The sequence below is a fragment of the Bowdeniella massiliensis genome (genome assembly GCF_023634005.1).
GTDB lineage: Bacteria > Actinomycetota > Actinomycetes > Actinomycetales > Actinomycetaceae > Bowdeniella > Bowdeniella massiliensis.
Map to the genome: position 1 here is coordinate 63,891 of NZ_JALIQR010000009.1, position 21,845 is coordinate 85,735.

A 21,845-nucleotide genomic window follows, 5' to 3' on the forward strand; every position below is an offset into this window, starting at 1 on the left:
GGCTAGCGCTGTTGGTGGGACGCGAAATATTCAGCAAGCTCCTTGGAAATTTGGGGTACCGCCATTGGCGCCGCACCTGACCGAAGCGACTCTGTAGCGGCAATACCTGCCGCGACGGCATCCCGTGCGCTCAACGGCGAAGTCTCAGTTGGACCACCGTCAGTGATGAACCGGATGAATTCGGCAACTGTAAGTACGTCGGCATCACCGTGCCCTTCGGCATCGCCACGAATGGCGTACTCCTTGTCACCGCGTTCGCGGTATTCGCTGCGCTTGTTCCACAGCCGGACGACTCCGCCCTCGGAGTCACCGAAGTTCTCAATTCGCCCTTCGTCGCCAATGATGGTGTAGTTCCGCCAGTAATCGGGACTGAAGTGGCATTGTTCGTAGCTTGCGAGAACGCCGGAGTCCATCCGCATCAACATCATCGAAATGTCCTCGACGTCTATGACGGGGTTGAGGCTGTGCTGTTTTGCCGGCGGGTACGTGTCGTAGTCGAACCAGTCACCCATGAGCTCGTCCGAGTTGTCGCGCCTATCGGTGACGTTGCCGTAGACCATGAGGTCGCCCATTGCGGTTACTTCGCGGGTCGCCGAGCCCGCCAGGAGATGCATAACGTCAATATCGTGGGCGCCCTTTTGTAGTAACAAGCCGGTGCCGTGTTCCCGGGTGGCATGCCAGTCCTTGAAGTAGTAATCACCCCCGTGGCCCACGAAGTGGCGAGTCCAGATCGCCTTTACCTCGCCGATCTCACCCCGCTGGATGATGTCGTGCATCAACCGCACCACATGCATGTGCCGCATGTTGTGCCCGACGTAGAGTTTCGTTCCGGTTTCATACGCCGTCTGCAAGACTCGGTCCGCATCGGCGATCGTGATGGCGATTGGTTTTTCAAGGTAAACCGGCACCCCGGCACGAAGCAGCTCACACGTGATGTCAGCGTGGGTGTCGTCTGGCGAGGTCACAAACGCGGCGTCCACGCCGACTGAAATTACCTCGGCCGTCGAGTTGACGTGCGTGACATCCGGCCCGAGGCGATCTTTGACTCGGCGGGCGCCCTGCGGTGAGGTATCGGCGGCCACAACAATTTCGCCACCCACCTGTTCCGCGTGCCTCGCCAACCGGCATCGTGCTCCGGCGCCAATGACACCAATGCGAATCGTCATGCGTATTTCTCCCAATCTTTCGTGAGTTTACGGAGAGGGGGTGCCGGAGGAATATATCCGGACAGAAGAGCCGAGGTGGCATTCTCAATCGCCGCAATCAGGCCCCCAAACATCGGACCGTCGCTGCCGAGCTCGGTCAATGTTAACGGCGGAGGTGACGCAGAAGTGAAGAGCTGAGATAACTCGACCTGCAGCGGCTGAAGTAGCTCGTGCCCCGCGCGTGCATCTGGTCCGGTTAGTACGACCAGGGCTGGATCGACTGTGGCCACTGTCAGCGCAAGGAGCGGCGCAACGGTCGCAGCAATTTCCTCTAGGGTCCGAGATCGAGTAGCCCCATCGATCGTGGAGTCCAGGAGCTCATTGAGCCGAGACATAACGGAAGCCCTGGCAAAGACCCCCGGCAAAGATAAGTAGGAGCTTTCTCCGGCGGCAAAGGTCGTACCACGATGCAGCCGTCCGCCCAGCAGCAGGCCCGCCTTAATCCCCCCAGACATGTGAGCCAACACGACATTGTCATACCCCTGAGCCACCCCCATGCGCGCCTCAGCCAAGGTCGCCATATTGACGGTGTTCTCCAGCACCACTTCGCAGTCTGGCAATGGCAAGACATCCCGAACACCGTAGCCATTGAACTCCGGAAAAGCGTTCACCCGCAGAAAGGAGCCTGCCGGATCGACGACGCCTGGCGTTGAGACGACTATCGAGATCAGATCCTCGGCATGGGGACTCGTCTTCAAGAAATCCTCAACGGTCTCGGCAAGCGCCTCCCTCGTTTGCACTCCCGATGAAAACTCATGCCGCTCATATAGTCGGTACGCTCCCGTGAGATCGGCAATTCCGACTCGAACCGAAAGATCCGTGATGTCGAAACACGCAACCTTGGAGCGAGGTTCGAACCGATAACGAGCTCCCGGCCTCCCCGGTCCAGCGAGTGGCTTCTCCTCACCTTCAGTAGCGAGTCCCTTCTCCACAAGTTCGCGAAGGATTGTCTGCGAAGTCGGGCGAGAAAGCCCTGTCGCCTTAGCAATGTCCGAGGCTGTCGCGCTACCCAGATCTCGGAGCACCTCAAAGCACGCCACAACGTTACGTGCGCGTTGTTGGCTACTCGTCATTGGGTGCTCCTGCGTCATGCTCCGGTATCGCCATTTACGTAAGGGGTTTACGCAATAGCCTTATCTAATTACGTGAGATACGACATGTTAAGGCCGTCTCGAGTCACAACGCGCTTCTCGTGATTGACTGACGTCATGACACAGACCCTGGACGTCGACATCTTTTCCGACATTGCATGCCCGTGGTGCTACATCGGCAAGCGGCGATTCGAGGCGGCATTAGAGCAGCTCCCCTTCGCCGAGCACATCAATGTTCGGTGGCACAGCTATCAGCTAGATCCACAGCTTCCCGCCACGTACCCCGGCACGGAGAAGGACTATCTGATGGAGTCGAAAGGACTCGACGACAACAGCATCGATCAAATGCTTGCCCAGGTGACAGAACACGCCGCCGAGGTGGGACTCACCTATGACTTCGATCGATTAAAGGTCGCCAACTCCTTCCACTCTCACCGACTCCTCCACGCAGCAGCCACGGTCGGCAAAAGCGGAGAGATGAAGGAATCACTACTCGCAGGGCATTTTTGCGACGGGCTCGACATCGGTACCGACGACGACCTTCGAGTCATGGCGGATCGAGCGGGCTTGCCGAGCGACCTGACAGAATCCGTCCTCCGTGACAAGTCTGCATTTGCCGCCGACGTGCGAGATGACATCAAGACGGCTCAACAGCTTCAGGTCAGTGGCGTGCCATTTTTCGTTCTCGGCCAGAAATACGGTCTCGCCGGAGCGCAGCCAACGGAGACGTTCGTTGAGGTTCTCACCCGAGTCTGGGAGGAATCGAATCCCAGCCCCATCACGCTGCTAAACGATGACCCCTCCGGACAGGCCTGCGGTCCGGACGGCTGCGACTAGGTCGACACAGCATCAGCTGCGTGCTGATTAAGAGGAAAGTGACACGCCACCAGATGCGGCCAACCGTCCTTACTCGTCCCGTGCTGTTTGAGTTCCGGCCGCACCTCCGCGCAGATATCCTGCGCCAGGGGGCACCGCGTTCTGAACCGACAACCACTCGGCGGGTCCATTGCGGAAGGAAGCTCACCCTCGATTTTGAAACGCTCACGCGGACCATCGCTTGCCTCATCGATTCGGGGTACCGCGTCAATGAGCCCCTTGGTATAAGGATGAAGCGGACGGTCACTGACGTCATCGGCTGCTCCAACTTCGACCAATACGCCAAGGTACATAACTCCGATACGGTCGGACATGTAGCGCACGACGGCCAAATCGTGGCTGATGAAGAGGTATGACAGTGAATACTCCTCTTGGAGTTCACGCATTTGGTTCAGAACCTGTGCCTGCACCGATACATCAAGCGCCGAAACCGGCTCATCGCACACGATGACGTCGGGGTTGAGCGCGAGCGCACGCGCTAGTCCGATTCGTTGCAGCTGACCGCCAGAGAACTCGTGCGGATAACGCTCCAGGGAGTCTTCCGGAAGTCCGATCTGGTCGACTAGCTCCTCGCTAGTTTCGCGGCGAGATCTTCGCGATCCAATCTTCTGGACTGCTAGCGGCTCGGCAATGATCTCATCGACTCTCATGCGAGGATCCATTGCCGCCGCAGAATCTTGGAACATCATCTGAATCTTGCGATGAAACTCGGTTCGACCGCGTCCCTTCAGCTTTGTTGCGTCATCGCCATCGACACTGACACTCCCCTTCGTGGGCTCGTCCAGTCCCGCGATCACACGTCCAAGCGTGGACTTGCCACAGCCGGATTCCCCCACGAGACCAAACGTCTCACCGCGTCCCACAGTGAAAGACACGTCATCGACGGCTGAAACCTCACCGACTTGGCGCCGGACAAATGTGCCGCCTAGGGCGGGGAACACCTTTGAAACTCCGTCAACATCCAGAACGATATCCGCGCCAGCTTGTTCCGCAGTCGGGCGGTCCTCCAGCACCCCCGCCGTTAACTTCTCGCCACCTGGGTGGAAGCACGCCGTCTTATGGACAGTCCCGGTGAGCTCTGGCGTCTCCGTGCGGCATCGATCAGTCGCACGCTCACATCGGGGCGCGAACGGGCAGCCAGCAATCTCATCTAGGAGATTCGGCGGCGAACCCGGAATTGAGTAAAGCCGCGCTTTGGAATTCGTTGCGCGTTCAGGGAGTGCAGCGAGCAGCGCCCGCGTGTATTGATGCTCCGGCGACTCAAAGAAGGGGCCAGCAGGCGCTTGCTCCATCACCCGGCCGGCATACATTACTGCGACTGTGTCCGCACGGCCCGCAACAACTGCCAGATCGTGGGTCACCAGGATGACGGCCGAACCAAATTCTTCCTTCAGTTCGTCAAGCAGATCCAAGATCTGCAGCTGAGTCGTGACATCCAGCGCTGTCGTTGGTTCGTCTGCGATCAAGAGCTTCGGGTGGCAGACCAGGGCCATGGCGATCATGGCACGCTGACGCATTCCCCCAGATAACTGGTGTGGATAGTCGTCGCAGATCTTATCCGCGCGGGGCATTCCCACCCGGCGCATGATCTCGATCGCCCGGTCCCGAGCTTCTGCTTTTGATGCACCTTTATGGACGCGCAGGGACTCGCCGATCTGGTTCCCGATGGTCATCGTCGGGTTCAATGACGTCATCGGATCTTGGAAGATCATGCCCATCTCGGTCCCGCGGAGGCGCCGGACGTCTGCCGGGTCAGCAGTGACGAGGTCTTGTCCATCGAAGACGATAGAGCCGTCGGCCACCCGTCCATTGCCGGGTAGTAGCCCCATGACGGCCAGAGCCGTCATCGTTTTCCCAGACCCAGACTCTCCGACAATTCCCAGCGTTTCGCCAGCGCGCACGTCCAGGTCAACACCGCGTAGCGGGCTCACATGGCCCTTGCGTTGTGGGATCTCGACGTGCAAGTCGCGGATGGTGAGCAGAGCATTGCTGTCGTGCCTCATATCGGTCACCGCTTCCTCAATCGAACTTCGAATGCATCCCGAAGACCGTCTCCAACGAAGTTGAAGGCAAGTACGAGAACAATGATGGCGATACCGGGTGGGAAGATCAGCCACCAATGGCCTGAGTAGATCTCCCCCAGTCCCGTGGAGAGCATTCCGCCCCAGTTGGCAGCAGGCGGTGGCACCCCGAGCCCGAGAAACGATAGGTAAGCCACGTACAGAACCGCATCCGCCACCTGGAATGTCGCATTCACGATGACGGTTCCAATTGCATTCCGCACGACGTGAGTTCGCACAGCCCTCAGCGGACCACCGCCCATCCCGCGCATAGCGGTCACGAACTCTCGGCTGCGCAGCGCGATGGAGTCACCGCGAACCATACGGGCCGGATTCAGCCACGCAAACGCACCGATAACGAGTACCAACAGAGGTACTGAGGGGGTGATGATCGTGGCGATCAGCATGAATAGGAAGAGAGCCGGAATTGACATGAGCGCATCAACGATTCGCATCATCACGGCATCGACCCAGCCCCCGATGAAACCTGCGGTTGCGCCCCAGATCGTTCCGAATGTCGTCGCTAGCAGCCCGGCGGCTAGTCCCACGATCAGCGACGTCTGCCCACCGAGCATGAGTCGACCGAGTTGGTCATAGCCAACACCATCGGTGCCTAGCGGATAACCTTCTTCGCCCGGAGCCAGGTGCGCCGAGGATAGATCTGTGTGGACTTGGTCAGTTTGGTAGATCAGCGGACCGACGAAAGAGAACAAGACAAGAAAAACCACGAGAGCGAGTCCGAACACAGCCAGCTTGTTCTCAAAGAACACCGCAACGCCTTGTTTGCCAAGACCGACTGGGCGGCGACGCCGTTTCTTTGCGTCTGCTTCCGTGAGTGTCTCCACCGGTTGGGCAGCGGATGACTCAGTGGTTGGGTCAACGGGACCCGACGGGAATGTCATGATTTGCCTCCCGATAGCCGAACTCGTGGGTCAGCCACCGCGTAGAAGATATCTGCGAGCAACGCGCCAATAACCGTCGCAAACGAGACGATAAGCGTGGATGCCAATAGCACGGGGAAGTCACGCGTCTGAGTGGCCTGCCAGAACATCAACCCCATTCCCGGATAGTTGAACAACTGCTCGACTACGAGCGCTCCTGAGAAGAGCCCTGGAATGTACATTCCAAGGAGCGTGATAACCGGGAACAGCGAGTTTCTTAGAGCGTGATGCACAGTCACCCGACGACCGGGAAGACCCTTGGCGTGGGCCGTCCGAATGTAGTTTTCGTTGAGATTGTCGACCATTGTCGAGCGAACGTAGCGAGTGAACGCAGCGATTCCGACGACCGCCAAGGTAATGACTGGCAGAATCAGCCCTCGCCATTGCGGGAGGATCTCACCCACGGTAAATCCCTGTGGTGCTTGCGGTGGAAGAATAGGCCAGATCTGCGAAAACATCACAATGAGGATCATGCCTAGGAAGAACAGTGGCGTAGCGTATGCCAGCAGTGCGACGCCGGTGATGGCGTAATCAACAGGACGGTTTCGCCGAACTGCTTGGATAGCTCCGAGCGGAACCGCGATGATGACCGCGAGCGTCGTCGCAAGCACACCCAGCAAGACAGTCTTTGGAAGCCGTTGAGCGATCATGGCGGCAATCGGCTGGTTTTGCTGGAACGAGAAGCCAAGATCCCCCGATATCAACCGCTGAAGATACATCCCGTATTGGACGAGGAATGGCTGGTCGTACCCCATCTGTTGGTTGTAAGCGGCCAGTTGCTCAGCGGTCGCGTCCAAGCCGAGCGCGGATCGTGCTGCACCGCCCGGGAGAAGGTAGAGAAATAAGAAGGTAATGAAAGTGACCAGGAGCATGACGATTACGGCCTGGCCGAGCCTACGGAGTATGTACTGCCACATCTCGCTTCTGATTCACCTTTCGCGACTAGGGCCGGGAGGCGGTCGCCTCCCGGCCGTCGTCAGTTGCTGTCTATCGTGACCAATCCTGGGGGTACATGCCCAGGGTTGGTTCTTGCGGCGAGATTCCAGTGATGTCGGACTTGAAGGCGGAGACGCGGTTCACCGGGTTTGGCATCCACAACACCGGCAGATCTTCCGCGAGATAGTCGTTGTACTCCTTCATGGCCGCTTCATCACTCGACCGCAGGGTCTTTTCGATGAGTTCGTCTGCCTTGGCATCGGAATAGCTCCCGAGGTTTACCGGCGCGTCGGTCGCAAAGAGCCGCTGGCCAGAAGCGTAGACCGGGAAGTACCACGAGGCTTCAGAGCCGAAGAAGGACAGGTCCCACGTGCATTCCTGATCGGGCTTGCATGCCTGGCTGACAGCAACCGAATCCGGCACTTCCTGAATGTCTAGGACAATCCCGAGCTTCGCAAACTGAGACTTCAGTTCAGCGAACATCTTGGTGGTCGCCGAGAAGCCGGATTGGCTCGTCACCTTGAACCGGAGTTCCTTACCCGCATCAATACCCTCTCCGCACTGGCCCTCGCCGGTGCCGGGATTGGTGCAGGTCGTGACGCCATCAGATTTCACATCCCATCCGTGCGACTCCAGCAGCTCTTTAGCCTTATCGGGGTTGAAGTCATAGACACAACCCTGGAGCGATCCCGCGGCACCTGGTTCCTGGGGAATTGGGCCACAGGTAGGCGCTGCCATGTCTTGCCACACAACCTTCGAGATAGTCTCCTGATCGATGAGGTGCTGCATGGCCTGGCGCACATACTTCTGTTTGAAGATGGGGCCGGTTTCGGGATTGTTGAAGTTGAACGGCATGTAGGTAATCGACCAGCCATACCAAGGCTCTACCGTGTAGCCCTGGGACTCGACGAAGTCCTTCTGAGACACGGATCCTGCGGGGATGTAACCGTAGTCAATCCCTCCCGAACGCAGGGTGTTGAACTGGGAGTCATCGGAAGTAAAAGGCTTGAAAGAGACCGTTTCGAGTTTCGCTTTGTCTTCGCCCTCGTATGCTCCATTAGCTTCCATGACTACTTCGCCCGACGGCACGTAGCTCTTCAGCTTCCAAGGGCCAGACACGGTCTGCCACAGCGGATTAGTCGCGAAGCTGTTTGGGTCCTCGGAGGCCTTCTTTAGGTAGGCAAAGATCGCCTTTGCTCCTTCTTCGCTGCGATCGAGTTCTGGGTCTACCTCCGCGTCATCACCGCTCTTAGACCACACGTGATGCGGCATTGGCACGATGGAGTTCAGCTGGTTGCCGACGAAGTAGCCCGGAGCAAAGACCTCGGTCGTGGTAAAGGATAGGGTCTTCTCATCAATGACTTTAAATTCCGCGACATTATCGGGGAAACCGCCCTCGCGATAGGACGCCCATTCCTCCTTATTGTTCTTGATGAGGTTGTACCAGAACTCGACATCTCGAGTGGTGATGGGCTCCCCGTCCGACCACTTCAGGTCCTTCAACGTGATTTCGTACGTAAGGCCGTCATCGCTGATCTTCGGAACTTCAGCGAGGGAACGCTCCTTCTTGATGTTGTAGTCTTCCGAACCCTCGAGGGTGAAGTTGTAGAGGGTGGGATAGATGAGTGATCGGAAGATGCCATTTTCACCTTGAGTCTTGCCCGGGACAGAAATCGGCATGATCCACGACGGTGTTGTCATGGCAACGCTGACGGACTTCGAGCCGCCACCTTCGCCGCCAGTTGCACCAGTGGCTGCTCCCGTTGGAGTTGAGCTGTTTCCGCTGCAGGCAGCGATTGTCACCAAGGCGAATGAGGCAGCTACTGCGAGCACACCCCTCGTCTTGTGTAGAGGTTTCATCTTTGACTTCTCCTTCGCAGACTCATCAAGGTGTGGGGCTCCACACATCGTCTTGAAAGCACACTAGCACCACTTCGTCCAAATGTGCACTATCTTCTGACAACTTTTTGCACGAGAACCGATTCTTATTGCCTACGATGGATTAACGTGGTTGCATGAGATCACCGGATTCGGCGCCACGAAGGAGGGCCCCATGGCTCTAGTCGACACACCATCGGCTGAACCAGCAGTCAACCAAGATCTCATCGATCAAGCCCTCAAACTCATCACCGCTGGGACTGTTGCCTCGAGAGCCGATCTACGTCGGGAACTCGCAGTTTCTGCATCGACGGCCTCCAATATTGCGCGCGTCCTGATCAGCCGCGGCGAAGTCGTGGAAGACGGAATGACGGCCTCGACTGGTGGGAGACCTGCTGTCGCACTACGCGCTACAAAACGGCCCGAAATTATTGCGCTAGCTGAGGTGGGAACGAGCCACGTGCGTCTTGGATTATCGCGCAACCACGGCGAAGTCACCGATACCAGCGAGACGCCCGTCAACCTATCAGGAGACCCCCGAGACGCCCTCACGGCAATTGTCGAAGCATGGCAAGCCAGCGTCAACAAAGCCGCTCCCGATCATCCGGTGATTGATCGTTGTGCAATCGCCTTACCTGGCCCAGTCCGCACAAGCGACCAACGCGTCATCACACCAGCACGTATGCCTGGTTGGCACGGCACGGACGTCGTCTCATTGCTCAGCGATATCGCGGGGGTCCCAACAATCGTTGACAACGATGCTCGCGCCGGAGCTCGCGGTGAGGCTGCTCAGCGAATACACGAGTTTTCGCAGTTCATCTACGTGAAAGCGGGAAGTGGCATCGGCGCGTCGTTCGTTGTCTCAGGCACACCCTTCGAGGGCGCGTTTGGACTCGCGGGCGACATTGCCCATACTCCGGTCGGCGCTGTTGAGGATGTTCCGTGCGCGTGCGGAAAGGTTGGTTGTCTAGAGGTTCTAGCATCCGGGGCGGCAATCCGGCGGATTGTGCGAGAAGAAGGCGTTGAAGCGTCCTCTATGCTCGATCTCATTGAGAAAGCTCAAGAGGCGACGCCGGTGGTCACCTCGGCCATGCGCCATGCAGGAACCCTCCTCGGACTTGCCCTCGCCCCCCTGGTTAACTTTCTCAATCCGGAAGCCGTGGTCCTGGGTGGGTCTCTCTCCTCAGTTGGGAGTTTCAAAGCTTCTGCTCGCGCCGCTCTTTACGATCAGTGTTTGCCGATGAGTTCGGAGTCCCTGGCTATCGAAACTTCGAAAACCGGCCGCGACGCTGCACTTCACGGATTAGCGATCCTGTCCCGAACCTACCAAGCTACGAGTGTGTAACTAACTCATGTTCAATTTCGAAGACCGCACCGGACCCGCGAACCTCGCTGCTACCGTCCGGTACCCCGACGCCACCGTTCCTGACTGGTACCTGGACGCCAAGCTAGGATTCTTCATCCATCTAGGGCTGTACTCAGTGCCCGCGTGGGCATATCGGCCGGGCGGACCTTATTCCGAGGGCGAGCCGGCCCCGACACCGATGGAGCTCGCGTACTCCCACCACCGCTACGCGGAGTGGTACGGCAACACATGGCGCCTGCCGGACTCGCCCTGCCGAAAATTCCACGAGGACTCTTTTGGGGTCGGAACGAGCTATGAGGACTTCGCGGACCGGTTCACCCCGCATAGCGAGAACCTCGCAGAGCTGACCTCCCGCCTGATCGGGGCCGGCGGGCGATACATCGTTCCCACAACGAAGCATCACGATGGTTACTGCCTGTGGGACACCGAGACAACCAACTTCAACTCGGTAAAGCGAGGACCCGGAATTGACGTAATCGACGCTGTCGCCTCGGTCGTCTCCGATAGCGATGCGCGGCTTGGCCTGTACTTTTCAGGCGCGCTCGATTGGCATGTCTCCGACTTTCCCCCGATCAACTCCGATACTGACCTCTTTGCGTTCCGCCGCAATGACGAGAACTACGCTCAGTACGCGGCAACTCAGCTGCTCGAACTCATCGACCGGTTCAAACCAGATCTCCTGTGGAACGACATCGACTGGCCCGACGGAGGTAAGGGGACAGCCGACTTCGCTCTCGCAAGCATTCTGACGCAATACTACGAGCACTTCCCGGAAGGTGTCGTCAACGACCGTTGGGGCATCCCCCACCATGGATTCCTGACGCGCGAGTACAGCCACGTCCCCGACATCATGGATCGTCCGTGGGAGGCAACGCGCGGACTTGGGCGTTCATTCGGAATCAACACGAACGAGGATCCTGCTGACCGACTATCCAGCCTCGAGCTCATCCACCTGTTGCTCGATGTCTCGGCTAAAGGCGGAAACCTCCTCATCAATGTCGGCCCCGACGCAGCCGGAGAGCTCGATACGTACCAGTCGAAAACGGTCGATGATCTCGGTGAGTGGATGTCCCAGTTCGGCGCCCTGTTGTACGGGACTCGCCCAGCCACGGCTTTCACCGCCGAATCACCGGGAGATCTCCGGTTCGTCACCAAAGGTCAGGATCTGATCTGCTACGTGCGTGACCGCAGTGCCTCCGTCGTTGCCCTTCCCTCCTGGGCAACGGGCACGAGGGCGCAATGGCTGGTGGATGGTAATCACCAAGACGCAGCCATTAGCAGTGAGCGAACTGTTGATATACCTGCCGCTTCATCCGAAACCCCGATAGCTCTCGTCATCAAATAGAAAGACTGCCATGAGCGCCCTTCTTCCCCCACCGACCCGTCCACGCATCGCGATCGCCGGGATTCACATCGAATCATCGACCTTTTCTCCCCAACTTGCTGTGGCCGAAGACTTCGAGATCACGCGAGGAGATGAGCTCTTCTCCCGGTATTCGTGGATCGAAGAGACGTGGTCCCAAGCAATCGAGTGGCTGCCTATCTTCCACGCTCGGGCACTGCCGGGAGGCGTGTTGGAACGCGAAACCTATGAGACCTGGAAGTCCGAGATTTTAGAAGGCCTTCGCGCACTGGGGAAGCTTGATGGGTTTTTCTTCGACATCCATGGGGCGATGTCCGTCGTCGGACTCGACGACGCCGAAGGTGATCTCATCACCGGGATCCGGAGTGTCATCGGGACCGAGCCACTAGTTGGCACCTCAATGGACCTACACGGCAACGTATCCCATGAGCTTTTCGAGGGCTGCGATCTACTGACCTGCTACCGCATGGCTCCGCATGAGGACGCCCTCGAATCCCGCCGGCGCGCGATGCGAACCCTTGCCCTCAGAACGCTGTCAGGCCTTGGAAAGCCAGCCAAAGCACTCGTTCACATCCCCATCCTGCTTCCGGGCGAAATGACCTCCACTCGGATCGAACCCGCGAAACGCCTCTACGCGAGGATCCCGCAGCTTGAGGCCCAACCAGGCGTGATCGATGCAGCGTTTTGGATCGGCTTCGCATGGGCGGATCAGCCCCGATGCAAAGCTGCCGTCGTCCTCACCGGCGATGACGCTGATGTCATCGAGCGCCTCGCCATGTCTTGGGCCAAAGAAATCTGGGAGGCTCGCGACGAATTTGAGTTTGTCGCTCCCGTGGACACCATGTCTGGCTGCTTGGAATGGGCGCGCACGGCACATCGGCCCACCTTGATCTCTGACACAGGAGATAATCCCGGGGCTGGTGGCGCGAACGACACCACCTGCGCGCTCGGGGAACTCCTCGACTTCGAACCCGTCATGAGCGGTGACCTCACCGCGATCGTCGCGTCCTTGCACGATGCGGAATCGGTACGCGCAGCGATCGATGCAGGAACCGGAGCGGTCGCCGACTTTGTCGTAGGTGGAAAGATCGATCGCCGCGACCCCGGCCCTCTGCCCATCACTGCGAGAGTCCAGCACATCGGAACCGATCCGCTTGGGGGAAGCACCGCTGTCCTGAAAGTCCTGCGCGATGGCCACGACACTGGTCTGACGGTCATCGTCACCGAACGGCGCAAGCAGTATTCCGATCTGGAGAGCTTCACACGGTTGGAACTGGATCCAACCGCTACCGACATCGTGGTGGTGAAAATCGGCTATCTTGAACCGGACCTTTACGAACTCCAGCGGGATTGGAAGATGGCGTTGACGCCCGGCGGCGTGGACCAGGACCTCATCCGTCTCGGCCATATGAAGATTGACCGCCCGATGGTTCCCTTCGACGAGAATGTGGACAGCGTGCAGTTGCGCGTCATTACGGGCTGATTTCCCGTGCAATGTCTGCGCCCTTGAGATACTTGGGCATATGGCTCGCATCTTCACCCCGCTCCGGATCCGGAAGCTTCTGGCCCGAAACCGGATCTGGCTTTCTCCCATGTGTATGTACTCGTGCGAGAACGAGGACGGGATTGTCGGCGACTGGCATCTCGTCCACCTGGGCGCGAGGGCGGCTGGTGGTTTCGGGCTGATCATGACCGAGGCCAGCGCCGTTTCCCCTGAAGGACGGATTAGCCCACACGATGCCGGCATATGGAATGACGACCAAGCCGCCGCTTGGAGGCCCATCGTAGAGTTCGTCCACTCCCAAGGCGCCGCAATCGGGATCCAACTCGCCCACGCCGGACGCAAAGCCTCCACCCACCGGCCATTTCCAGGAGAGATTTCGGGGATCGTCACCACTGCCAACGGCGGCTGGGATGTTATCGGGCCTTCAGCTGAGAGATATCCCGGGCTGAAGAATCCAACGCCCATGACGAAGAACGATATCGAGCGAGTAATCGCTGATTTTGCGTCGGCTGCCGAGCGCGCGGTTGCGGCTGGTTTTGACGCCGTAGAAATCCATGCGGCCCACGGCTACCTCCTGCATTCCTTCCTGTCTCCTCTGTCAAACCACCGGGAGGACCAGTGGGGCGGCAGCTTCGAGCATCGGACGCGGTTTTTACTTGAGACCGTGAAGGCGGTCCGCTCTACTGTCGGCGACGAGTTCCCGATCTTCGTCAGAGTCTCCGCCACAGACTGGGCTGAGCGAGGTTGGAGCATTGAGGACTCGACTGAGCTTGCTCCCCTCCTTTCCGACGCCGGGTGCGACCTTATTGATGTGTCGTCGGGAGGAAACGTGCCGGCCGAGATCCCGCTTGGGCCGGGTTACCAAGTGCCGCTAGCAGCGACTATCTCAGCGGAGCTACGTGAAAGAGCATTGGACACCTATGTCGGCACGGTTGGTCTCATCACGGACGGGACGCAAGCGGAGAAGATTCTGGCCGCGGGAGATGCGGACGTCGTACTGCTCGGAAGGGCCGGGCTACGAGAGCCCAACTGGCCGATGGCTGCCAAGGGGCCGCTGCGTTCTGATACTCCGTTTTGGCCGCCCCAGTACACCCGCGCTGAGCTCTAGCTCACGCTGAATATGATATGCAGCACACACTAGACTATGGCAACCAATCATCGGCCAAGCCCAGACACTTCAAGCTGGGCAGAGCCTAATTCTGTCGCAGCGACACCATTGATTTCTGTCGCTGCTCTCAACGTCTGGTCGCTTAAAATAGCTCAAATCTCCGCTTTTTAGCCAACGCTAGGGAAACGGCTTGGCTGTCCACAGTGCCTCAAAATCTGAGACGACAAGGTTGGAGAAGGCCGCTATATGAACTTACCGTTATGTATACTGTAGGAAGTTACGCGTTGTGCGTGACGACCACAAGTTACTCCCGAATTACCACTTGTGGCGGAGGCCCGGGCTGCAGGTTACCTGCTCGCCCGGGCCTCCTTCCGTTTTTGGGAAGATCTCGACAGTACGTAGAGCTCAGAAGAGTGACCTCGCTCGATCTGGGTACTTGAGTCCTGCATACCCACCGCTTTCGACGAGGAAAGCTACTGCCTTTTCCCCCATGACGCTCGGGACAGCAGGAAGGATTCGATCAACGAACCGAGCTGAGTGTCCAAGAATCCTCTCCGACTGGAGGGTACTTGCCATCGCGACGGCTCTTCCCCATATACCCCGAAGAGCCGGTGGTTCAGCTAGGCCGTGCTTCTCTAAGAACGCGCGTTTCGCGGTGCCCGCATGAAGCGCCCGCAACGCACGTATTTCGGTCGTTGTAGCAGCGACGCGGTGTTCTGTTTCTAGCGCTGGCTCAAGCTCAATCGGCACTCCGGCACGGAACAGTCGGTAGCCGTAATCGACGTCTTCCCAACCGTACTTCCGGAATCTCGGGTCATAGAGACCAACCTCCGCCATGACCTCACGTCGGGCCGAGCTATTGCCATGCCAGTAGATCCAACGCTCCGACGGCGGCGCATGGTAAGCCTCCTCGCGGAACATCTGATCCCGTGGCTTTCCGTATGCTCGCGAATAGGGAGTTTCCGGGTATCGGTTGAGATACAGGCCTACCAGCCCCTTGACGGCCTCTCCATGAGACGTCGCGATGATGTCGATGTAATCCGCAGCTGGCACAAGGTCGTCATCGCATCTTGCTATAACCTCGCCGGAAGTAGCCTCGATACCACGATTGAGTGCCGCGACTCGTCCGCGATTTTCCGGAAAAACTGTCCAGCTAAGATCGACCGTGGGGAATTCTTGCTTAAGGCCCTTCAGGACGTCTTCTGATTTATCGATGTCGCCATCAACGATGACGTGGACGTCGAAGCGTGCGGCAGTCTGTTGATTTCCAAATGCCTGGAGCAAGGTGGGTAGTCGGCCGGCTCCCCCTCGTGAGGGCACGATGACACTGACACTTTTCATGATTCTGCCCGCTCTTTCTCATCCCGTATGTACTTTTCGAGGGACTCGAAATGGTCCGGCGGATCAAACCCCGCGTCGCGGAGTGGGGTGAGATCCATGACTGAATTGGTGGGACGTCGCGCAGCCAGCGGCTTATCTCTGTAATACTCCTCTGCCGACACCGGAGAGACACGATGGGGGTTAGCCCCGGCGAGCTCAAATACGTGTCGAGCAATAGCGAACCAGCTTGCGGCTTCCCCGCTTCCCGTCACGTGGTACGTCCCGTAGGGAGCTGAGGACCTAATCAAGTGCAGGATCGCATTCGCCAGATCCGTCGTGAAAGTCAGTCGCCCCCACTGGTCATCGACAACCTTCGGGTCAATCCCTCGGTCAGCTAGACCGAGCATCGTACGAACAAAATTCGGTCCGTCGCCAATAAGCCAACTCGTCCTGACGACCCAGTGACGAGCTGTCGTGGTGACGGCGAGTTCACCGGCGGCCTTCGATGCCCCATAGACATTGAGGGGTGCGATGGGGTCTTGCGGTGAGTAGGACTGTCCTAGAGTGCGCGAACCGTCAAAGACGTAGTCAGTGGAAACATGCAGTAATGGCACGCCTGCTGCTTCGCAGCGCCGGGCGAGATCAGCGACACCCGTGGCGTTGATTGCCCATGCCTGCTGCGATCCCTCTGGCGATTCCGCTCCGTCGACATCGGTAAAAGCTGCGGCGTTAATAACCGCTTTGAAGCGTCGTAGGCTCCCGAGGTGGTCAGCATCGATGTTTGACAGGTCGAATCCCGGCCGATCGAGGGTAGTGAACGCCTGGCCCTGTTCCTCACACTTCTTCACCAAGGCTCTACCCAATTGGCCGCTACTACCAAGGATGAGGACCGGCGGCTCGCTGACGGGTTCGACGTCGGTGAGCAGCGGATGGTGACGATCCTTGTCCGAGACCTCGGCTTCAGCTAACGGGATCGGCCACGGGACGGCCAAGTCCGGATCAGCCAGATTCACGAACGTATAGTCATCCTGCGCATCGGCGCTCCAGTGAGCATTCACCAGATAGGTGTACGACGTTCCTGGCTGAAGAGTCTGGAACGCGTTTCCGACTCCTCTAGGAACGAAAACTGCTCGGTCCGGACCGATCTCGGCCGTTACAACGCGACCGAATCCACTGCCAGCGCGAAGATCTACCCAGGCTCCAAAGACCTTGCCGTTGGCCACCGAGATGTACTTATCCCACGGCTCGGCGTGGATTCCCCGGGTGACGCCAACAGCGGCGTTGAACGAAATATTGTTCTGGACCGGCCCGAGGGCTGGCAGTCCTGCAGCGGTAAGTTTCTCGTTCTGCCAGTTCTCCTTAAACCATCCTCGATTGTCCCCATAGACCGGGATGTCAATCAGGAGTAGGCCAGGAATCTCGGTGGGGTGTACCGAAAAGTTGCTGCTCACTGTCCTGCCTTTGCGTACCGGGCCTCTGTCGCAGCTTTTTGTGGGCGCCACCATTGCTCATTGTCTTTGTACCAGGCGATCGTGTCAGCCAAGCCATCACGGAAGCTCGTGAACTTCGGCTCCCACCCGAGCTCTTCTCTCAATTTGGTGGCATCGATCGCGTATCGAAGGTCGTGGCCGGGCCTGTCAGCAACGTGCTCAAATTCGTCTGGAGATCTGCCCATGAGCTCGAGAATCATCGAGATGACGTCACGGTTATTGAGTTCACCATCGGCACCAATCAGGTAGGTTTCGCCGGACCGACCACTTTCCAGGATTCCGTAGACAGCAGAAGAGTGGTCCTCGGTGTGGATCCAATCGCGAACATTGGTACCGGCGCCATACAGTTTTGCAACACCACCATCTAGGAGGTTCGTGATCTGTCGCGGAATGAACTTCTCGACGTGCTGGTAGGGGCCGTAGTTATTGGAACAGTTCGACAGTGTGACCTCCAGTCCGAATGAACGACTCCAAGCTCGCACGAGGTGATCGGATGCGGCTTTGGACGCGGAGTACGGACTCGAAGGCTTGTACGCAGTGTGCTCGTGGAATTTCTCCGGCGTGTTCAGCGGTAGGTCCCCGTATACCTCGTCGGTTGACACGTGATGGAAGCGCTTGGCGAACTGTCGAACAGCTTCGAGAAGAACTGCCGTTCCCACGACATTGGTGTGGACAAAGGGCATCGGGTCCGACAGTGAGTTGTCGTTATGGGACTCTGCTGCGTAGTGGACGACGGCGTCGCTTGCCTCGACCAGTTCCGAAACAAGGTTCTTGTCGCACACGTCTCCGACTACGAGTTCAACTCGCTCGGGGTCTAGCCCGTCGAGCGACTCTCGATGCCCTGCGTAGGTCAGTTTGTCGAGGACGACAACCTGGTGGTCTGTTTGATCCACGAGGTAGTGAACAAAATTCGATCCAATAAAACCCGCGCCGCCGGTCACCAGAATCCGAGTCATGTCCCTAGCGTAACGTTGATTTTTCTGCTTAATTGGAACTAACCCATTCCATGGAGAGGACAACAGTGAAGGGCATCATCCTAGCTGGCGGGACCGGGTCCAGACTTCACCCACTTACTCTTGGAGTCTCCAAGCAGTTGATGCCGGTGTACGACAAACCGATGATCTACTACCCACTGTCGACACTTATCCTTGCTGGCATCGACGACATCCTCATCATCACGACCCCCGAGGATGCGGAACAGTTCGAACGACTGCTGGGAGATGGCAGCCAGTTCGGAATCACACTCTCCTACACAACGCAGCCCTCACCTGACGGCCTTGCGCAGGCTTTTGTCCTCGGGGCCGATCACATTGGCAATGAGGCCGTCGCGTTGATCCTGGGTGACAACCTCTTCTACGGCCCCGGAGTCGGTACCCGGCTCAGGGAGCACGCCGACAAACCTGGCGCAACCATTTTTGGATACTGGGTTTCCGACCCCCGATCCTATGGTGTCGTCGAATTCGATTCGGAAGGGCGGGCTCTATCCATCGAAGAGAAACCCCAGCATCCGAAATCAAACTGGGCAGTGCCGGGCCTGTACTTCTACGACAACAGGGTCGTTGAAATCGCGCGAAATCTGAAGCCGTCGCCCCGGGGAGAACTCGAAATCACGGATGTGAATCAGACCTATCTAGAGCTCGGCGAACTGCGCGTCGAAAAGCTGCCGCGGGGCACCGCCTGGCTCGACACAGGTACGTTTGACGATTTGAACGACGCCTCCAATTACATCCGCACGATCGAGAAACGCCAGGGCCAGAAGATCGGATGTCCCGAGGAAGTAGCTTGGCGCTTGGGGCTCATTGATGACGACCAGCTTCGCATACGCGCGGGCGAACTAGCTCAGAGCGGCTATGGCGCCTATCTAGAAGAACTCGTGGGCTACGCAGCCAATGAGGAGTTCCGATGATGCGGAAAGACCTCATTGAAAAGATCCCCGGCGCAGCTTTCGCTAAGCAGATTAAACACAAATTATTCGTCACCAAAAAGCGCTTTGCCCAGAAATCCAAGATTGCCGGCACCTTCATCGAGACCGGCTATTACCGATTCCGAAACGAGTCGTATACCTTCGAATACAATCGTTATCGTCACGAGTTCATCAACCGCAAACCACCGCTCATCACAGAGCCTTCTAGGCTCCCACGCATCCTATGGCTTCTATGGACAAATGAGGCTCCTATGACCGAACGGCGGCAGGAATCTCTGAAAAAAATTCGAGAATTGCACCGCGGGATGGAACTGATCCTGGTTACCCCAGAGAACATCCACCAGTACATTCTTGACGATCACCCTCTGAGCCCTGCCTACAAATACCTAAGTGCCGTACATCGATCAGACTATCTACGCGCGTATTTGATGCACCACTACGGCGGCATGTACATGGACATCAAAAAGCCGCTCGAGTCTTGGATCCCCGCGTTCTTGCGCCTTGAGAGATCAAACGATAAGTGGGCAATTGGATATCGCGAGCTCAACGCTGGCTCCGGAGCTAGACTTCCGAGAAAAATTGGAGCGGACCTACGCCGCCACCACGCTAAACTCATTGGAATGGGCGGACTTATTATGCGCTCGCACACTCCCCTTACTGCGGAGTGGTTGAGAGAAGTCGAGAATCGGCTGAAGTGGTACGAAGACTCTCTCCGGGAGTCACCGGGGGATGCCTACGGTACGAATTTGGATTACCCAATTGGATGGACCAACCTTCTTGGTAAGATTCTGGGCCCCGTTCTCCTCAAGTACCACGACCGGCTGATTATCGATCAACGCCTGCTTCTCGCCTTCAAGGATTATCGATAATGCGCACGGCATGCCGCTTCGCATACGCGCGGGCGAACTAGCTAAGAGCGGCTATGGCGCCTATTTAGAGGAACTCCTAGGCCACGGACTCCAAAACTAAGGACTTCGAGAAGTCCTAGGTCAATTCGCCGAGCTCAACCAGTCGACGGAATATCGGATTGTTCTCGCGGAGCGACTCGAAACTTCCTTTAGCCACGACCTTGCCGGCGTCGAGGAGAACAATCTCATCACATGATCTGACTGTGGACAGACGATGAGCAACAACGATTGTCGTGACGTCTCCCCGAACCGTCTCCAGTGCTTGTGTAATGTCGTGCTCGATCTGGTTATCGAGGGCAGATGTTGCCTCGTCGAGGAAAAGGTACTTTGGATTTCGATATAGCGCTCGTGCGATACCAACGCGTTGCCGCTGACCGCCCGACAGGAGCTGTCCTCGCTCCCCAACCTCGGTCTCCTCGCCGTGCGGAAGCTCCGCGATAAGCGACTGTAAGGCAGCGGATTCAATCACCTGAGCGAACCGAGATTCGTCGTAGGGCACTCCCAAACAGATGTTCTCTCTAAGGGTCCCTTCAAAGATCATGACGTCCTGTGGCACCAAACTGATTTGCGAGAACCATCCAAACGGGTTGTCGTGGATACGTTGGCCTTCAACAAGAACGTCCCCATGCGCGGGTTTCAGCAATCCTGTCAATACGTCTATCAGTGTGGTCTTGCCAGCTCCAGAAGTGCCCACGACCGCTACCGACGAGCCAAACGGGATAGTGAAGTTGACATCGTCCAGTATGGGTCGATCAGTGTCCGGGTATCGGTATGAAACATAAGAGATTTCGATATCGCCCGGCTCTAGCGTGGTCAGGGAACTTGGCTGCTCAACCCATGTTTCATCTGCAAGGTCTGCGTAGGCCTTCGACAGGATTCTCAAAGGCTCACGCCCGAGTCGAATCGAGTTCAGAGACGCCACGAGTCGATTGATTCCAGGAAGCACTCGCGTGCCTGCTGCGACGAATGTTCCGAGAAGTGCGATCGCTGATTCAATCCCTGAACTGGCAACCGAAATGAGCGCAACTGCGGTGGCACCGACAATGAACACGACATCCAAGAGATACTTCGGCACTTCGGCATACATGCTCCCACGGCGCCTCAGTCCCGCTTGTTCAAACATTGCCGTGCGGTTGTCGGCAACGAAAGACCCCAGGAGAAGATTCATCCGAACATCGCGAAATCCTTGGAATCCCTTATACGTGTAACCCGCGATGATCAGGTCGAGTTCGGCTAACCGGAGCGAAACCTGGCGTGGGCCTCGTTGGGTCGCCCGCAGCATGAGCCAGGCTGCGCCACCAAAATAAACCATCGCAAAGAGTGCCGGTATGGGCATGAGAACCAGCAGCGCAATCATGATGAACGCCATCGAAATCACCTCGGTAACGACCGAGATTCCGCCTAGAACAACGAGGCCGAAGACCTGTTGCGGGAAGAGCGAAACCGCTCTCGAGATTTCTGGCAGGCTGCGTCTCTTGTGCTGCGAATACTCCGCCCCAAGATAGCGAACATACATATCACTTGAGAGTTCCGCCTGCGAAGAATTAACCATACCGATAACCCACCAACGGAAAGCAATGGTGACCACTGCTCTGATGATGTAGATACCGATGAGTGAGCCAAGAAGCGCAACGAGCAGGCTCTCTCGACTAGTCGTGGAAAAGATGTCGCTAAGGCTTCCTAGGATCCCAAGCGTGATATCGGAACCGGAGATGAGAAGCATAAGGGGATACATCGCGAGTACGGCGACGATATCCAGCATTGCCACGCCGACGGACCCTGCGATCGCGAGCATCACACCACGACGGGCCCGCTTTGAGAGCATGGGGACGACTTCCGCCCATACTCTCTTCAGTGCGATGGGATTCATGGCGT

General features: G+C 57.7%; 17 protein-coding genes. 7 read left to right on the plus strand and 10 right to left on the minus strand.

What is annotated here, in order from left to right:
• Window positions 1-2: 2 nt before the first annotated feature.
• Both MUN85_RS07635 and MUN85_RS07640 read right to left on the minus strand, forming a co-directional pair.
• Complete coding sequence (locus MUN85_RS07635; RefSeq protein WP_250506160.1) at window positions 3-1,166, minus strand: Gfo/Idh/MocA family protein; 1,164 nt, start codon at window positions 1,164-1,166, stop codon at window positions 3-5.
• On the minus strand, window positions 1,163-2,278 hold the full coding sequence (locus tag MUN85_RS07640) for an ROK family transcriptional regulator (protein WP_250506161.1): 1,116 nt from the start codon (window positions 2,276-2,278) through the stop codon (window positions 1,163-1,165). Before MUN85_RS07640 ends, MUN85_RS07635 begins: the two co-directional genes overlap by 4 nt.
• 135 nt (window positions 2,279-2,413) lie before the next feature.
• On the opposite strand from MUN85_RS07640, the gene MUN85_RS07645 reads away from it, so the two are divergent.
• Window positions 2,414-3,133, plus strand: coding sequence for a DsbA family oxidoreductase (locus tag MUN85_RS07645; protein ID WP_250506162.1), 720 nt, complete (start codon window positions 2,414-2,416; stop codon window positions 3,131-3,133).
• On the opposite strand, the gene MUN85_RS07650 is transcribed toward MUN85_RS07645, so the two are convergent.
• The 4 genes from MUN85_RS07650 to MUN85_RS07665 all read right to left on the minus strand — a co-directional run bounded on the left by MUN85_RS07650 (window position 3,130) and on the right by MUN85_RS07665 (window position 8,789).
• On the minus strand, window positions 3,130-5,175 hold the full coding sequence (locus tag MUN85_RS07650) for an ABC transporter ATP-binding protein (RefSeq protein WP_250506163.1): 2,046 nt from the start codon (window positions 5,173-5,175) through the stop codon (window positions 3,130-3,132). The genes MUN85_RS07645 and MUN85_RS07650 overlap by 4 nt on opposite strands.
• A gap of 5 nt (window positions 5,176-5,180) precedes the next feature.
• Window positions 5,181-6,002 carry an ABC transporter permease gene (locus MUN85_RS07655; protein WP_250506164.1) on the minus strand — a complete coding sequence of 274 codons (822 nt, stop codon included), beginning with the start codon at window positions 6,000-6,002 and terminating at the stop codon, window positions 5,181-5,183.
• A 128-nt stretch (window positions 6,003-6,130) separates the two neighbouring features.
• Window positions 6,131-7,090, minus strand: coding sequence for an ABC transporter permease (locus tag MUN85_RS07660; protein WP_250506165.1), 960 nt, complete (start codon window positions 7,088-7,090; stop codon window positions 6,131-6,133).
• Between the two features lie 70 nt (window positions 7,091-7,160).
• Window positions 7,161-8,789 carry a peptide ABC transporter substrate-binding protein gene (locus MUN85_RS07665; RefSeq protein ID WP_250506166.1) on the minus strand — a complete coding sequence of 543 codons (1,629 nt, stop codon included), beginning with the start codon at window positions 8,787-8,789 and terminating at the stop codon, window positions 7,161-7,163.
• Window positions 8,790-9,162: 373 nt separating this feature from the next.
• On the opposite strand from MUN85_RS07665, the gene MUN85_RS07670 reads away from it, so the two are divergent.
• From MUN85_RS07670 to MUN85_RS07685, 4 genes are read left to right on the plus strand one after another with little or no spacing between them, the layout of a single operon-like run.
• Window positions 9,163-10,332, plus strand: a complete 1,170-nt coding sequence (locus tag MUN85_RS07670) for an ROK family protein (RefSeq protein WP_250506167.1) — start codon at window positions 9,163-9,165, stop codon at window positions 10,330-10,332.
• Between the two features lie 7 nt (window positions 10,333-10,339).
• Window positions 10,340-11,698, plus strand: a complete 1,359-nt coding sequence (locus tag MUN85_RS07675; protein WP_250506168.1) for an alpha-L-fucosidase — start codon at window positions 10,340-10,342, stop codon at window positions 11,696-11,698.
• A gap of 10 nt (window positions 11,699-11,708) precedes the next feature.
• Window positions 11,709-13,199: a M81 family metallopeptidase gene (locus tag MUN85_RS07680; protein WP_250506169.1), complete on the plus strand. Its 1,491-nt coding sequence runs from the start codon at window positions 11,709-11,711 to the stop codon at window positions 13,197-13,199.
• 40 nt (window positions 13,200-13,239) lie between these two features.
• Window positions 13,240-14,328, plus strand: a complete 1,089-nt coding sequence (locus MUN85_RS07685; protein WP_250506170.1) for an NADH:flavin oxidoreductase/NADH oxidase — start codon at window positions 13,240-13,242, stop codon at window positions 14,326-14,328.
• Window positions 14,329-14,733: 405 nt separating this feature from the next.
• On the opposite strand, the gene MUN85_RS07690 is transcribed toward MUN85_RS07685, so the two are convergent.
• Genes MUN85_RS07690 through rfbB form a run of 3 tightly spaced genes read right to left on the minus strand, consistent with a single transcriptional unit; the run spans window position 14,734 to window position 18,094 of the window.
• The gene (locus tag MUN85_RS07690) at window positions 14,734-15,669 is read right to left on the minus strand and encodes a glycosyltransferase family 2 protein (RefSeq protein WP_284501025.1); all 936 of its coding nucleotides are present in this window, start codon (window positions 15,667-15,669) and stop codon (window positions 14,734-14,736) included.
• Window positions 15,666-17,099 (minus strand): dTDP-4-dehydrorhamnose reductase, encoded by a 1,434-nt coding sequence (gene rfbD, locus MUN85_RS07695; protein ID WP_250506172.1) that lies wholly within the window; start codon window positions 17,097-17,099, stop codon window positions 15,666-15,668. Before rfbD ends, MUN85_RS07690 begins: the two co-directional genes overlap by 4 nt.
• On the minus strand, window positions 17,096-18,094 hold the full coding sequence (rfbB, locus tag MUN85_RS07700) for a dTDP-glucose 4,6-dehydratase (RefSeq protein ID WP_250506173.1): 999 nt from the start codon (window positions 18,092-18,094) through the stop codon (window positions 17,096-17,098). Before rfbB ends, rfbD begins: the two co-directional genes overlap by 4 nt.
• 65 nt (window positions 18,095-18,159) lie before the next feature.
• On the opposite strand from rfbB, the gene rfbA reads away from it, so the two are divergent.
• Window positions 18,160-19,044 (plus strand): glucose-1-phosphate thymidylyltransferase RfbA, encoded by an 885-nt coding sequence (gene rfbA, locus MUN85_RS07705; protein WP_250506174.1) that lies wholly within the window; start codon window positions 18,160-18,162, stop codon window positions 19,042-19,044.
• The gene (locus tag MUN85_RS07710; RefSeq protein ID WP_250506175.1) at window positions 19,041-19,931 is read left to right on the plus strand and encodes a capsular polysaccharide synthesis protein; all 891 of its coding nucleotides are present in this window, start codon (window positions 19,041-19,043) and stop codon (window positions 19,929-19,931) included. The genes rfbA and MUN85_RS07710 overlap by 4 nt, the downstream gene beginning before the upstream one ends.
• A gap of 115 nt (window positions 19,932-20,046) precedes the next feature.
• On the opposite strand, the gene MUN85_RS07715 is transcribed toward MUN85_RS07710, so the two are convergent.
• Window positions 20,047-21,840, minus strand: coding sequence for an ABC transporter ATP-binding protein (locus MUN85_RS07715; protein WP_250506176.1), 1,794 nt, complete (start codon window positions 21,838-21,840; stop codon window positions 20,047-20,049).
• Between the last annotated feature and the right edge of the window lie 5 nt (window positions 21,841-21,845).

What these genes read in the sequence shown, in the direction of transcription:
- MUN85_RS07635 (WP_250506160.1), bottom strand. Translation starts at nt 1,166, where the DNA reads ATGACGATTCGCATTGGTGTCATTGGCGCCGGAGCACGATGCCGGTTG.
- MUN85_RS07640 (WP_250506161.1), bottom strand. Translation starts at nt 2,278, where the DNA reads ATGACGAGTAGCCAACAACGCGCACGTAACGTTGTGGCGTGCTTTGAG.
- MUN85_RS07645 (WP_250506162.1), top strand. Translation starts at nt 2,414, where the DNA reads ATGACACAGACCCTGGACGTCGACATCTTTTCCGACATTGCATGCCCG.
- MUN85_RS07650 (WP_250506163.1), bottom strand. Translation starts at nt 5,175, where the DNA reads ATGAGGCACGACAGCAATGCTCTGCTCACCATCCGCGACTTGCACGTC.
- MUN85_RS07660 (WP_250506165.1), bottom strand. Translation starts at nt 7,090, where the DNA reads ATGTGGCAGTACATACTCCGTAGGCTCGGCCAGGCCGTAATCGTCATG.
- MUN85_RS07665 (WP_250506166.1), bottom strand. Translation starts at nt 8,789, where the DNA reads ATGCCGATTTCTGTCCCGGGCAAGACTCAAGGTGAAAATGGCATCTTC.
- MUN85_RS07670 (WP_250506167.1), top strand. Translation starts at nt 9,163, where the DNA reads ATGGCTCTAGTCGACACACCATCGGCTGAACCAGCAGTCAACCAAGAT.
- MUN85_RS07675 (WP_250506168.1), top strand. Translation starts at nt 10,340, where the DNA reads ATGTTCAATTTCGAAGACCGCACCGGACCCGCGAACCTCGCTGCTACC.
- MUN85_RS07680 (WP_250506169.1), top strand. Translation starts at nt 11,709, where the DNA reads ATGAGCGCCCTTCTTCCCCCACCGACCCGTCCACGCATCGCGATCGCC.
- MUN85_RS07685 (WP_250506170.1), top strand. Translation starts at nt 13,240, where the DNA reads ATGGCTCGCATCTTCACCCCGCTCCGGATCCGGAAGCTTCTGGCCCGA.
- MUN85_RS07690 (WP_284501025.1), bottom strand. Translation starts at nt 15,669, where the DNA reads ATGAAAAGTGTCAGTGTCATCGTGCCCTCACGAGGGGGAGCCGGCCGA.
- rfbB (WP_250506173.1), bottom strand. Translation starts at nt 18,094, where the DNA reads ATGACTCGGATTCTGGTGACCGGCGGCGCGGGTTTTATTGGATCGAAT.
- MUN85_RS07710 (WP_250506175.1), top strand. Translation starts at nt 19,041, where the DNA reads ATGATGCGGAAAGACCTCATTGAAAAGATCCCCGGCGCAGCTTTCGCT.
- MUN85_RS07715 (WP_250506176.1), bottom strand. Translation starts at nt 21,840, where the DNA reads ATGAATCCCATCGCACTGAAGAGAGTATGGGCGGAAGTCGTCCCCATG.